General features: G+C 71.9%; 13 protein-coding genes. 4 read left to right on the top strand and 9 right to left on the bottom strand.

What is annotated here, in order from left to right; translation table 11 throughout:
• Positions 1-82: 82 nt before the first annotated feature.
• Entirely contained in the window at positions 83-796 is a 714-nt protein-coding gene (locus BCY76_RS04440) for a YqeB family protein (protein WP_139827612.1), read from the top strand.
• 37 nt (positions 797-833) lie between these two features.
• Here BCY76_RS04440 and BCY76_RS04435 read toward each other — a convergent pair whose 3' ends face one another.
• Positions 834-1,205 carry a winged helix-turn-helix transcriptional regulator gene (locus BCY76_RS04435; RefSeq protein ID WP_070160138.1) on the bottom strand — a complete coding sequence of 124 codons (372 nt, stop codon included), beginning with the start codon at positions 1,203-1,205 and terminating at the stop codon, positions 834-836.
• Between the two features lie 148 nt (positions 1,206-1,353).
• On the opposite strand from BCY76_RS04435, the gene BCY76_RS04430 reads away from it, so the two are divergent.
• Entirely contained in the window at positions 1,354-2,115 is a 762-nt protein-coding gene (locus BCY76_RS04430; protein WP_070160117.1) for an NAD(P)H-dependent oxidoreductase, read from the top strand.
• A 60-nt stretch (positions 2,116-2,175) separates the two neighbouring features.
• A complete protein-coding gene (thpR, locus tag BCY76_RS04425) occupies positions 2,176-2,889 on the top strand; it encodes an RNA 2',3'-cyclic phosphodiesterase (protein ID WP_085437229.1) in 714 nt (237 codons plus the stop codon).
• On the opposite strand, the gene BCY76_RS04420 is transcribed toward thpR, so the two are convergent.
• The 7 genes from BCY76_RS04420 to nth form a co-directional block, all read right to left on the bottom strand.
• Positions 2,879-3,475 carry a type II secretion system F family protein gene (locus tag BCY76_RS04420; protein ID WP_083277491.1) on the bottom strand — a complete coding sequence of 199 codons (597 nt, stop codon included), beginning with the start codon at positions 3,473-3,475 and terminating at the stop codon, positions 2,879-2,881. The two genes, thpR and BCY76_RS04420, sit on opposite strands and share 11 nt — an antisense overlap.
• Positions 3,468-3,737: a type II secretion system F family protein gene (locus BCY76_RS17410; protein WP_139827611.1), complete on the bottom strand. Its 270-nt coding sequence runs from the start codon at positions 3,735-3,737 to the stop codon at positions 3,468-3,470. The genes BCY76_RS04420 and BCY76_RS17410 overlap by 8 nt, the downstream gene beginning before the upstream one ends.
• 770 nt (positions 3,738-4,507) lie before the next feature.
• Positions 4,508-5,707 carry a TadA family conjugal transfer-associated ATPase gene (locus tag BCY76_RS04410; RefSeq protein WP_139827610.1) on the bottom strand — a complete coding sequence of 400 codons (1,200 nt, stop codon included), beginning with the start codon at positions 5,705-5,707 and terminating at the stop codon, positions 4,508-4,510.
• Positions 5,700-6,029, bottom strand: a complete 330-nt coding sequence (locus BCY76_RS04405) for a hypothetical protein (protein ID WP_085437225.1) — start codon at positions 6,027-6,029, stop codon at positions 5,700-5,702. The genes BCY76_RS04410 and BCY76_RS04405 overlap by 8 nt, the downstream gene beginning before the upstream one ends.
• Positions 5,968-6,858, bottom strand: coding sequence for a hypothetical protein (locus tag BCY76_RS04400; protein ID WP_085437223.1), 891 nt, complete (start codon positions 6,856-6,858; stop codon positions 5,968-5,970). Before BCY76_RS04400 ends, BCY76_RS04405 begins: the two co-directional genes overlap by 62 nt.
• Positions 6,859-6,991: 133 nt before the next feature.
• The gene (locus tag BCY76_RS04395) at positions 6,992-7,813 is read right to left on the bottom strand and encodes an NUDIX hydrolase (RefSeq protein WP_139827609.1); all 822 of its coding nucleotides are present in this window, start codon (positions 7,811-7,813) and stop codon (positions 6,992-6,994) included.
• Positions 7,806-8,600 carry an endonuclease III gene (gene nth / locus BCY76_RS04390; RefSeq protein ID WP_070160107.1) on the bottom strand — a complete coding sequence of 265 codons (795 nt, stop codon included), beginning with the start codon at positions 8,598-8,600 and terminating at the stop codon, positions 7,806-7,808. Before nth ends, BCY76_RS04395 begins: the two co-directional genes overlap by 8 nt.
• Positions 8,601-8,881: 281 nt before the next feature.
• Between nth and acs the strand changes: the two genes are divergently transcribed.
• Positions 8,882-10,894, top strand: coding sequence for an acetate--CoA ligase (gene acs, locus BCY76_RS04385; RefSeq protein WP_070160105.1), 2,013 nt, complete (start codon positions 8,882-8,884; stop codon positions 10,892-10,894).
• Between the two features lie 139 nt (positions 10,895-11,033).
• Here acs and BCY76_RS04380 read toward each other — a convergent pair whose 3' ends face one another.
• Complete coding sequence (locus BCY76_RS04380; RefSeq protein ID WP_070160103.1) at positions 11,034-12,959, bottom strand: pectinesterase family protein; 1,926 nt, start codon at positions 12,957-12,959, stop codon at positions 11,034-11,036.
• Positions 12,960-13,042 lie beyond the last annotated feature (83 nt).

Raw genomic sequence — 13,042 nt, 5'->3', positions numbered from 1 at the left:
AGAACCGTCGACCCTTGGAGACCCGTGGACGCCAGGAGGACAATGGACCCACGAGCTGTCCCCGCGGGAGAGGAGGCCGACGATGGTCCCGACGACACCATCCCCGACGACGCCGGAAGCACCCGTGACGGTGCGTCTACGGTCCCGCCTGGTCCTGGCCTTCACCGTGGCCGGGGCGGCCATGGGAGGCCTGGTCGCGATGGCGATCGGCCCCACCGCCGCCTGGCTCATGACCCGGCTGGACTCTCCGCCGACCCTGGTGGAGATGATGGACCAGGTGCGCCTGATCTGGTCGGTCCCGGTCCTCATGGTCCTGGGTGCCGTGATCGGCCTGTGGGTCTCCTCGGCTCGGGACCGGCGGGTAGGACGGCTGACGATCGACTCCCAGACCGTGACCTTGGACCGCCCGGAAGGGCCGGCGGCGTTCCAGCACCGGGACATCACCGAGGTCTTCCTGGACGACGCGGACCTGGTGCTTCTGGGCCGCGCTGGGCACGAGCTTGCCCGCACCCCGGCGGAGGACGGGCTGGCCTCCGAGCTGAAGGAGGCCTTCACCATGTTCGGCCTGCCCTGGTCCGGCACCACTGATCCCCGCGATGTGGAGTTCCACCCGTGGGTCGACCGCAGCCAGGAGCTGGATGCCGAGATGCATGCGATGCTGCGGGACCGACGGCGCGCGCTCGAGACCGGCGATGCCGCCCAGGCTGAGGTGCTGCGCGATCAGCTGGCCGCCCACGGTGTGATGGTCCGCGACCGTGCCGGAGGCCAGCAGCAGATCCGGATCCTGCCGGGGTGAGGCCGGCGGGTTCGTGCTCCTGGTCGGCGCGATGTGCTCACGCCGAGCGGCTGCTGCCGCGCCCCTGGAGCGGGTCGGCGGCGAGACGAGCGGCATAGTCCGCGCCCCAGCTGTCCATGGCCTCGACGATCGGGGCGAGAGTTCCGCCCAGGGCCGTCAGGCAGTACTCCACTCGGGGAGGGACTTCCGCGTGGACGTCGCGGTGGACGATTCCGTCCTCCTCCAGCTCGCGCAGGGCACGGGTGAGCGTCTTGCGGTTCGCGGCCGGGACGCGCCGGCCAAGCTCGCCGAAACGCAGCGGACCGGCGGTCAGGTGCTTGACCAGCGTGAGCTTCCAGGTGCCGCCGAGGATCGAGACCGCCACCTCCACGGGGCAGACCTCGACGGCGCGTCGGACGGGGAGGCGCATCACAGACTCCGATCGGCAGAAGGACACGGCACCGTGGATCCCTATAGGGACAAGAATGTCCGTACTGGTGATTCTCACCCTAGCGGAGCAGACTGCTCCTATGTCAGCTCCGTCGCTTTCTTCCTCCTCCTCCGTGTCTGGTCGCACTGTGTTGTGGGTCAGCGCCCATCCTGAGCCGGAGTCGCTGACCGGACGGCTCCGGCGTGACGGCATCGAGGCGCTCAGCCGGCGCGGCCACGCTGTGATCCAGTCCGATCTCTACGCCATGGGCTGGGATCCTGTGGTGCGCGCGGAGAACCTGGACCGGCGAGGCACCGACGCCCCGGTGCGCGTCACAGCGGCGGGGCGGCGCGCCCAGCTCGAGGGTGCACCGTGTGACGACGTGGCCGCGGAGCAGGAGAAGCTGCGCGGCGCCGATGCCGTCATCGTGCAGTTCCCCCTCTGGTGGTACGGAATGCCAGCGATGCTGAAGGGTTGGTTCGACCGGGTGTTCGTCTCCGGATTCGCCTTCGGGACCGACCCCGTCACCGGCCGCCGGCTCCGCTTCGAGCAGGGCCCCTTCCGGGGCACCCGCGCCTTGGTGGTGACCACGCTGGGGGACCGTCCGGCCTCGATCGGCCCGCGGGGGAAGGGCGGCGAGCTCCACGAGCTGCTGTTCGGTCTGCTCCACGGCACCTTCGCCTACACGGGCATGGCACCTCTGTCTCCATGGGCACTGCCCAGTGCTGACTTCACGGACTCCGAGTCCTACGCTGCGGCGGCGCAGTCGCTGGCACGTCGCCTCGAGGGGATCTTCGACGAGGCCCCGCTGCCCTACCGGGAGCAGTTCACCGGTGACTACACCGACCAGTGGGAGCTCCAGCCCGACGTGCGTCCCGGCGAGACCGGGCTCTCCGTGCATCTGCGCTGAATCCTCTGGTGGCGTCCCCCTGGCCTTTCCTCGGACGGCACGCCAGGGCATGCTGACCTCATGAGGCTCTTCGTGTCGCTGACCCCGCCGCCGGAGGTGCTGGACCATCTGGACAACGCCCTGGAATCGGTGCGGGCCCTGGTTCCCCTGGAGACCGGACACGGTCCCCCCGCGCTGCGCTGGGTGCCGGAGGAGCTGCGCCACATCACCGTGGCTTTCTTCGGAGAGCTCCCGGCTGGTGCGGTGGAGGAGCTCCATGACGCGCTCGGCGTCGTGATGGAGGAGTGTCCTCCCCTGGAGCTTCGGCTGCGCGGGGCAGGTGTGTTCTCCTCCCGGACGCTGTGGGCCGGCGTCCAGGACCTGGCGCCTGCCGCCCACAGCCGCCGCAACGGCCCCCTGACGGACCTCATGGCAGCCTGCGAGCGCGCCGGTCGAGCGGCGGGTTCCACCGTGGAGCGCCCGGAGCGGCGACGAGCGCACCTCACCCTGGCCCGAGCCCGGGGTCGTGCGGGGAACGGCAGAGGGCGGCACCGCGGACCGGGAGCCGACGCCGCCGAGCAGCTGCATCGGCTGGCCGAGGCCCTGGCCGTCTATGAGGGTCCGCCCTGGAGCGTGGACGAGGCACAGCTGATGCTCTCCGAGCTCGGGGCTGGCCCGGGCGGCGGACCGCGGCATGAGACGCTCGCCCGGCTGCCGAGGGTCGGGCTGACCGCTCGCCCCGGGGCCGCCCGCCCCGGTTCGCCCACCGGCCGGATCTGGGCACTCACAGGCTGAACACCTGCGGCAGCAGCCCGAGCAGCACCGGCACCACGCCGAGCAGAATGAACGCGGGCAGAAAGCAGGCCCCCAGCGGCATCACCATCTTCACTCCGAGCTCCTCGGCGCGTCGCTGGGCCTCATGACGACGTCGCCGCCGCAGCTGCTGCGCCCCGGCCTGCAGCAGCTCAGCCGTGGGAGCTCCGGTGGCGTGGGCGAAGGAGAGCTGCGCACCGAGCTCCGCCAGCTCCCGGTCCTGTCCGGACCATGCCTCCTCCCACCCGGCACCCGCCACCAGGGCGCGGTGGACCGTCGCGAGCGGCTCCGCCCCGGGAACTGTCCGGGCCAGCCGGTCCAGGGCGGCCTCGACACCGACCCCAGAGGTCAGCAGCGCGGCGGTCAGATCCAGCAGCATCGCGGCATCCGGGGCAGTCCGCAGCTCCTCCACCGCTGGGCCTTCAGCGGTGATGCCGGCCGCGATCCGCGACGGTCCCGGCTCCCGCCCCGGACCCGCATCGGGCAGGCTCGGGGCCGGAGGGACCATCAACAACGCCGCAGCCGCTGCCAGGAGGATGCTCGGGGCCGTCGTCAGCAGCTCATGCATGGCTCTCCACCGCCTGGATCATCCGTCGGCTCCACAGCATCCCGAGCACCATCAGAACAGCCCCCGCCACGAGGCAGGCGATCCCCAGGGCGCTGCCCAGCAGCACCGCGACCGCATCCGCACCGATGAGCTGGCCGACCAGGACGCCGCCCAGCGGCAGCCCCGCGAGGACCCGCTGGGTCAGACGCGGCCCGGCCGCGGCGGAGGCTATCGCCGCGGCGGCCTCACCGTCGTCGTCGAGAGTGGCGGCCAGCTCCTCCACCAGGCGGGACAGTGGAGCTCCGGTCTCCTCGGAGAGCCTCAGCAGCCCGGCAAGACGGCCGACGACGTCGAGCAGCCTCTGGTCTTCACGCCGCGAGCCGGTGACCCATGATCGGACCGGACCTCGCCGCCCGCCTGTCCGTCCCCACCGGCGGGACCCCGCTGGATGGGAACCTCGCGCAGACCCCGTCCCGGCGGCCCTCTCGTGCGCGAGCCGGGCCTGCAGTTCGCCGGCGAATCGTTCGAGTCCGTCTGCGGCACCCCTGCCCATGCGGTCGGCGGCCGCGGCCCGGGCCGCACACCTGAGCCAGGGGGTGCGCGCCGCGGGTCGCCACCCCGGCCGCCGGTCCCGAGGAACTTCCCCGATCGGCCATCGCCCATCTCCGGGCCAGATCGTCCCAGACCCGGCCAGGCCCTCGTCCCGACTGCAGCAGGGCGGCGAGCTGCCTGAGCAGCGTCGCGGACTCTCGGATCACGTCTGCACCCCGCGCCCGTCCGGTGAGCCGCCTCCGGACGCCGTCGAGGAGTCCGCGCACCCGTCTGATCTGGCCCGGCATCGGCCCGGCGGCCTCTCCGACGATCTCCGGCGCGGCGGCCCCCGGCAGGAGCAGCAGGACGGTTCCGGCCGCGAGCGTCCCCGCAGAGATCAGCAGGACGGCATCGATCATCTCGACCCCTGCGACGCGTCGTCCGACCGGGGCTGCCGTGTCCCGTGGAGGCTTCCCGCGGCTCCGCTGCGCGCAGCGAGCTCCTCCCAGGCCGGCCCCTGCCTCACCTCACCGGCTCCCGGCAGAGGGCCTTCCATGCTGAGGGCGGGCTCCATGTGCAGGCGACCCTGCCGCTGCCGCACCACGAGGCCGCCACGGGCATCCGCCGGCCTCCGCGCCGCTCGACATGGACGACCACATCCAGGGCGGCCGCCACCTGCAGCTGCACCGCCTCCGGAGGCATGCCCGCCAGCGCGCCCATGGCGGCCAGCCGAGCCGGGACGGCGTCGGGGGAGTTGGCGTGCACCGTGCCGGCCGCCCCGTGGTGCCCGGTGTTCATGGCAGCCAGAAAGTCGCGCAGCTCCGCGCCGCGACATTCACCGACGATGAGCCGATCGGGCCGCATCCGCAGCGTCTGGCGGACCAGGTCGCCCATCTCGATGCGTCCGGCGCCCTCCACGTTGCCGGCCCGACCCTGCAGATGGACGACGTGCGGGTGGTCCGGGACCATCTCGGCGGTGTCCTCGACGATGAGGATCCTCTCCTGTGGGGGAGCCTCACCGAGCATGGCGGCCAGCAGGCTCGTCTTTCCGGAGCCGGTGGCCCCGGAGATCAGCACGTTCAGCCGGGCGCCGACGATGCCCCGGATGAGCTCCAGCCAGATCCGCGGTCCGTGCCACTGCCGGGCGAGGTCATCGAGACCGGCCTGCGCCGCGCGGGAGATCCGCACGGAGATCAGCGTCCCCTCGACCGCCACCGGCGGGATCACGGCATGGATGCGGCAGGGTCCCAGGCGACCGTCGGCGCAGGGGTGGCCCTCGTCCAACCGCCCGCCGGAGAGGGAGATGAGTCGCCGCGCCAAGCCCCGTGCCTGCTCCTCCGAGTCGAGGCGCACGCCGGTGTCGGCGAGCCCCTCGACTCCGTCGACCCAGACGCGCCGCCGGCCGTCCACCAGCACGTCGGTGACTCCGGGACTGTCCACGAAACGCTGCAGCGGCCCCATGCCGACCAGTTCGTCCCGCAGGGATCCCACCAGGCGACGCGTGGTCTCAGCACCCAGGGCGACCCCGGAGTCCCGCACCACCTCAGCGATCCGGGCCGCGGTCAGCGGCTCGGTGCCCGCCGTGAGCTCCTCGCGGAGCCGGCCCTGCAGTTCCTCCAGTCCACCGTCCCGCGGCGGCCCCTGGCGTCGCGCGCCCCCGGCCCTGGAGCCTCCTGACCGCGATCCGATGGCCAGCGGCGGTCGATGGCTCCTTTCAGGCATCCCGGCCACCTCCGCCCATCCTCCGGACGACGGCGTCAGGCCCCTGGGTCCCCACACCGACAGCCTCCAACAGCGCCTGCGCGAAGGACGCGCCCCGTCGGCTGCGCAGCACCTCGTAGGCCTCCCCGAACTCTTCTGCCCGCCGCAGCCACCGCTGCTCGGCGAGCTCGGCGGCCACCGGGATCCCCAGACGACGGGGCAGCTCCGCGGCCGTGATCCCTCCGCGGGCGGCGCCGTTGATCACCAGGGACCAGTCCACGTCATGGCCGCGCAGCGGCATCTCCGCGACGGCCGCCGCGCCGCGTGCGGAGGGTTCGGTCACCAGGAGTCCCGCCTCCGGCGCTCCCCCGAGGGCCCCCAGCACGCCCGGGCGTCGCGGCGGCGTCGACCACCACCAGGTCCACGGCACGCCGAGCGGCGGTGACCACCGCCGCCAAGGCTCGGGGACCGGCGTCATCCTCGGAGGCCTCCCCGGTGAGCAGCGAGATCCCGTCCACCTCGGCGAGCGCAGCGGTGAGCTGGGCCGCCGAGAGGGGACCGTCGAGCGCATCGAGCTCCTCCCAGTCCAGGGCGCTCGACGCCCCGGTGAGCACTCCGGCGCGTCGGGCCTGCTCCCGCAGGGCACGCAGCCCGCTGCCGGCCCCGGCGTCGGCGTCCAGCAGCAGCACTCCCATCCCGCGGGCAGCCGCCTCGGCGGCCGTCAGATAGGCGACCGTGGAGGCTCCGACGCCGCCCAGGGCACCCATCACGGTCACCACGCGCCCGGGCAGTCGGTCCATGACCTGGGCGGCCAGATGGTCGACGAGCCACTGCTCACCGGCCGGCAGGGGCACAGGCCGCAGAGGGGGATGCTCAGCGGCCAGGGCCCAAGGGTCGGCACAGCTGCCCGCGTCGGTGACGAGCAGAACCTCGTCGCGTCTGCTCTCCGGCGGCGGGGCGTCCGGTCCGCACAGCACTGCCGCCCACTGGCGGTTGGGCGCCTCCTGCCAGGTGGAGAAGGTCTCCAGGCGAGCACCGACGACCGCGGCCAGCAGGGCCACGTCGTCGCGGAGGGTCGGCTCGGCGGTGACCAGCAGCAGCGAGGGATCCTCCGTCTCGGCGCCGACCGGCGGAACGGAGGGTCGGCGACGATCTGACCTGAGCAGCGGCATGGCCCCAGCATCTCGGGCGGCACGGCAGACGCCCAGGGCCCGGGGCGGCCCTGTGGAGAGGTCGGCGTGTCACGGAGCCTGTGGAGGAACGCTCCCCGCGGCGGATCAGCGCCCGCGGATCCGCATAGGCCGATCAGAACAGCGGCTGATACTCCCGCGGGTCCACACTGGCCTCCTGGTCCCAGGGCTCCTCCCAGCCGAGCCTGCTGAGGATGCGATCCAGCAGAATCCCTGTGAAACCCCAGATCAGCGTCCCGTCCACCACGAACGCCGGCGCCCGATGCGTGGTGCCGTGGCGACGGATCACCGAGGTGGTCCGGTTCGCCGGATCCACGAGTCGACGCACGGGCACCCGGATCACAGCGTCCACCTCCCCGGCCTGCGGAGTCAGCTGGCCGGGATCCTCGGTCACCCCGACCACCGGGGTGACCATGAATCCGCTGATCGGTACGGGCGCCGGCGGCAGCAGTCCGATCACCTCGACCCGGCCCGGGTCCAACCCGATCTCCTCGTGCGCCTCACGCAGTGCGGCGGCACCGGGACCGTGGTCGAAGGCCTCGAGCGCCCCACCGGGAAATGCCACCTGCCCCGGGTGCTTCGCGAGTCCGCGGGAGCGCTCCGTGACCAGGATGTAGGGGACCTCGAGGTCCACCAGGCCGTCCGAGCCGCCGTCGTCGAGATGCGGGCCGAGGCAGAACAGGGCGAGCACCGCAGCCTCCCGGCCCTCGCCGACACGCATGGCGGGCTCTGCGGGCGGCTCGAGAGCCGGCTCCGGGGTCCACCACCATCCGCCCAGCTCGGCGGCCTCCGGATGGTTCGCGCTGTAGTCCGCCGCTTCGGCGACCAGACGCGTCAGGTCCTCGGCCACCCGGTACCGGGCGGCCACCCCCTGCTGATCTCGGCGTCCATCTCGGCGTCCATCTCGGCGGACGCCTCCGCTCTGCGGCTCAGGCACTGAGCGAGTAGCCTTCCTCGCGCAGCTGGCGGCGGGTCCACCCGGCCCGCATCTTCTCCAGCAGCTCCTCCCGGCCCGGGGCGAGCTCGTACTTGAGCAGCTCGCGCGCCGCCTGGGGCTCCACCTCGCCGACGCCGTAGGAGGGGCACCAGCGGGAGATCGGGCAGGCGCCGCAGGCCGGTCGGCGGGCGTGGCAGACCCGGCGTCCGTGGAAGATCAGCCGGTGGGACAGCATCGTCCAGTCCTTGGGCTCGAAGAGGGCGGCGACGTCGCGCTCCACCTTCACCGGGTCCTCCTGCTCGGTCATGCCGAGCCGACGGGCGAGCCGCCCGAAGTGGGTGTCCACCGTCAGCCCGGGCTCGCCGAAGGCGTTGCCCAGCACCACGAAGGCGGTCTTGCGCCCCACCCCCGGCAGCTTCACCAGATCCTCAAGGCGGCCGGGCACCTCGCCGTCGTGCTCGTCGACCAGTGCTTGGGAGAGGCCGAGCAGGGCTCGGGCCTTGGACTTGTAGAACCCGGTGGGCCGGATCAGTTCGGAGAGCTCGCGCTCGTCGGCCACCGCCATGGCATGGGCGTCGGGGAAGCGGGCGAACAGCGAGGGCGTCACCTGGTTGACGCGCACGTCTGTGGTCTGGGCGGAGAGCACGGTGGCCACCAGCAGCTCGAAGGGGTTCTCGAAGTCGAGCTCGGCCACGGCATAGGGGTAGGTCTCAGCCAGCACCCTGTTGATCTTCCGCACCCGGCGAGTGGTCGCCAGCGGGGTCTCCTCGCGCATCATCGTGGTCATTCTACGGGCGACGTCGCCGCCGCCGGACCCCCACCGGGAGAACCGTTCGTCGCAGAATACCTACCGTTCGTCATGACCGCTCACGGAAAATCCCAGGTCAGCGAGCTATGGCGTGCGTCACGATGTGGTGCGCACCTCGCTTCGGGCACGCCCCGCGCGGTATTGTGATCGGCGACACAGCAAGGTGTCGGACGGCGTCGCGCGCACCGACCGACCCGGGGGTCACCGGGCGGGGGACGGGTGCACTGCGGCGCACCTGGAGCACCCAAGGAGGACAGCGCATGACCCCCACTCCCCCGGCAGACAACCAGCTGGACAGCATGCTCAAGGAGACTCGGGCGTTCCCGCCCAGCGAGGAGTTCGCCGCGCACGCCGTCGCGACGGCGGACCGCTATGACAAGGCCGCCGCGGACCGCCTCGGCTACTGGGCGGACCAGGCCCGCTCCGTGCTGAGCTGGGACACCGACTTCACCGAGACCCTCGACTGGTCCGAGGCTCCCTTCGCGAAGTGGTTCGTCGGCGGTGAGGTCAACGCCGCCTACAACGCCGTGGACCGCCACGTGGAGGCCGGCCGCGGGGACCGGGTGGCCATCCACTTCGAGGGCGAGCCCGGCGACTCCCGCAGCATCACCTACGCGGAGCTGAAGGACGACGTCGCCCGCGCCGCCAACGCCTTCGAGTCGCTCGGCCTGGCCAAGGGCGACCGTGTGGCGATCTACATGCCGATGATCCCCGAGACCATCGTGACCATGCTGGCCTGCGCCCGCATCGGCGCCATCCACTCGGTGGTCTTCGGCGGCTTCTCCTCGGATGCGCTGCGCTCGCGCATCGACGACGCCGAGGCCAAGCTGGTGGTCACCGCGGACGGCTCCTACCGCCGCGGCAAGCCCTCCCCGCTGAAGCCCGCCGTGGACGAGGCGCTCTCCGCCCCGGGCCACAGCGTGGAGCACGTGGTGGTGGTCCGGCGCAACGGGGAGGACGTCCCGGTCCACGACATCGACACCTGGTGGCATGACCTGGTGCCGCAGCAGTCCACGGAGCACAGCTACGTGCCGCACGACTCCGAGCACCCGCTGTTCATCCTCTACACCTCGGGGACCACCGGGAAGCCCAAGGGCATCCTGCACACCACCGGCGGCTACCTGACCCAGTGCGCGGTCACCCACCGGGACAGCTTCGACCTGAAGCCGGAGCAGGACGTCTACTGGTGCACCGCCGACGTCGGCTGGGTCACCGGGCACTCCTACATCGTCTACGGCCCGCTCGTGAACGGCGCCACCCAGGTGGTCTACGAAGGCACCCCGGACTCCCCGCACAAGGGCCGGCTGTGGGAGATCGTCCAGAAGTACCGGGTCACGCAGTTCTACACGGCCCCCACGCTGATCCGGACCTGCATGAAGTGGGGCCGCGAGATCCCCGACCAGTACGACCTCTCCAGCCTGCGCGTGCTCGGCACCGTCGGCGAGGCCATCAACCCGGAGGCCTGGATGTGGTACCGGGAGGTCATCGGCGCGAACAACGGGCCGGGCAACCCGCCCAAGGAGCACCCCGCGCCCATCGTGGACACCTGGTGGCAGACCGAGACCGGGGCCCACATGATCGCCCCGCTCCCGGGGGTCACCGCCACCAAGCCCGGATCCGCCCAGACCGCGGTCCCCGGCGTGGAGATCGGCGTGGTGGACGAGATGGGCACCCCGCTGGGCACGGGCGAGGCGGGTCTGCTGGTCATCAAGGAGCCGTGGCCCTCCATGCTGCGCGGCATCTGGAAGAACCCAGAGCGGTATCAGGAGACCTACTGGGCGCGATTCGGGGACGTGTACTTCGCCGGCGACGGCGCCCGCACCGACGACGACGGCGACATCTGGCTGATGGGCCGCGTCGACGACGTCATGAACGTCTCCGGACACCGGCTCTCCACCACGGAGATCGAGTCCGCCCTGGTCTCCCACGAGGCTGTGGCCGAGGCCGCCGTCGTCGGGGCGAAGGACGCCACCACGGGTGAGGCGGTGGTCGCCTTCGTGATCCTGCGCGGAGACGCCGAGGGCGGCGATCCCGCGCAGAAGGAGCAGGAGCTCCGCGCCCATGTGGGCCAGGAGATCGGCCCGATCGCCAAGCCGCGCAACGTGCTGGTGGTCCCGGAGCTGCCGAAGACCCGCTCCGGGAAGATCATGCGCCGACTGCTCAAGGACGTCGCCGAGGGCCGCGAGGCCGGTGACGCCTCCACCCTGGCAGACCCCTCGGTGATGCAGCAGATCGCTGAGGACATGCGCGCCAAGCACGGGGCGGACGCCTGACCCGGACGACCCTGCCGATCCGCCAGACGGCGCCCGTCTGCTCCGCAGGGAGCAGGTGGGCGCCGTCTGTCTGCTCACCCGGCCTGCTCACCAGGCCTGCCCAACGGGCCTGCCTGACCGTCCCGCTCAGCCTGCCCGATCACCCGCCGCGGGCCACCCTCTCCCGGGCGTCGAGCAGCGCCGAGGCGTCGGCCGGCGTGCCGGCCAGCTGAGGAGCCCAGCCGTCGTCGGCGGCGAGATACGCGGCCACAGTGTGCTCAGGGGCAGACTCGACCGGCAGCTGAGGTCGATCCTCGGTGACTTGTGAGCCGGGACCCCGATTCTCGAACTCGACGAAGCGGGCGTCGCGCCACGAGAACCCGCTCATGTCGGTCCACGGGCTGGACATGATGTGGGCTCCCAGGTGGCAGCGACGGACCAGCACCTGCGGGTTCGCCTCCGGATCGCCGCCGGGATGCCAGGGCCGCCCCAGATGGACGGTGCGCCGAGGCGCCGTCGAGGTGAACGCGCAGTCGTCGAAAAGGATGCCGTGGCGCAGGGAGCCGTCCAGGCTGCTGGCGGTCACATAGCCGTTGTTGGCTTCGCCCCGGTCCAGGGACTCGATGCGGCAGGCGTCGAACACCGCGGTGCCGCGGCCGAAGATGAAGTCCACGTCCCCGGTGACGTGGCTTTCCGTGACGTAGTGCCGGGCGGGGACCCCGGTGCCCGGAGAGTTCACGTACAGCGTGTCCTGCCGGCCGAGGCAGCGCACGTTCCTCAGCACGGAGAAGTCGCCGGAGATCAGCAGGGCGACCGCCTGGGTTCCGGAGATCTCCGGATGCGCGGCGGGGTCGAAGTCATTGGCGAACGTCAGGTTCTCGGCCTCGAAGAAGGGCGCGTGGACCCGGACCGTGGAGCTGCCGGTGGTGCCGTAGGTGCCGCCGTCGGGATGGGGTGTGCCGTTGGCGTTGTCGTAGACCAGCACAGTGTCCTCCGGGCGCTCCCCCATCCCGAGGAAGGTGAGCCGCGGCACGTCAGAGGGCACATGGACCACCGCTCGGTGCTCCCCGGGGTCGATGGCGATGATGGTGCGCCTGCCCGCCCCGCGAGGGGCGGCGTCGACGGCGTCCTGGACGGTGGAGTGAGCCTTTCCAGGGCCCACCGTAAGGATCAGGGCGTCGTCGATGGTCCGTTCAGCGGGCCAGTGGATCTCCGCTTCCGCATCGATCTCCCGCTCCAGCCGGGTGAACCAGCTGCCGGACACGACCTGCTGGTCCACCAGACCCTGGGCGACGAGCCGCGCGACGGCGAGCGCCCCGACGGCCTGGAAGTGCGTATTGTCCTCGGCCCCTTCAGGATGCTGGGGATGCACACCGGGCTCGAGGTGCATGAAGTGCCCCTTCGTCCCTTCAGGTCCGAGCCCCTCCCACAGCGCTCGCGAGCTCGCCGTCAGGTCCACCAGGGGGACCTCGAGCTCCTCGGCCAGTTCCTTCATGGCCCGCGGATAGTCTCCATGGGAGTCGCCGGCGGTCCCGTCCGCGTGGAAGCGACGTCGCTCCACGGGCGTCACCAGCACTGGAGCTCCGCCCTGCTGCCGGGCCCCCTCCACATAGCGGGTCAGATACTCCTTGAACGTGGTGTCCGGATCGGTGCCACGGTCCGGGTCCTCGATCTTGGAGTCGTTGTGGCCGAAGGAGATCAGCAGCAGGTCTCCGGGCTGCATGAGGTCCAGGACCACGTCGAGCTTGCCGGCTTCGAAGAAGCTCTTCGAGGAGGCTCCGGACCAGGCGTAGTCGAAGGTGGTCACGCCGCGACCCATGAGCAGCGGGAGCGCCTGCCCCCAGCCGGCGCGCGGTCGGATCTCCTGCTCATAGACGGAGGCCGTGGAGTCGCCCACCACGAACGCCACCGGGCCGCGGTGCCCTGGAGCGCTCGAGGTCGGGGCCGCCGCGGCCTGGGGAGCCGGAAGCATCCCGGCCGCCAGGGCGGCGGTCCCTCCGGCGGTGAGACCGAGCGTGCTGAGCACTGTGCGTCGGGAGAGGGCGCCGTCGGGCAGGGCGCGTCGGGAGAGGGCGGTCGAGGTCATCGTGGAGTCTCCTCATCGAGAGCAGTGACTGGCGTCACAGGCTGGGATGGGTCGACAAGTTACCGCGGCGCGCTGACCTGCGG

Source organism: Nesterenkonia sp. PF2B19 (assembly GCF_001758425.2).
Lineage (GTDB): Bacteria > Actinomycetota > Actinomycetes > Actinomycetales > Micrococcaceae > Nesterenkonia > Nesterenkonia aethiopica.
Note: the sequence above shows the minus strand (reverse complement) of the source record. Positions and strands in the feature narration are given on the sequence as shown.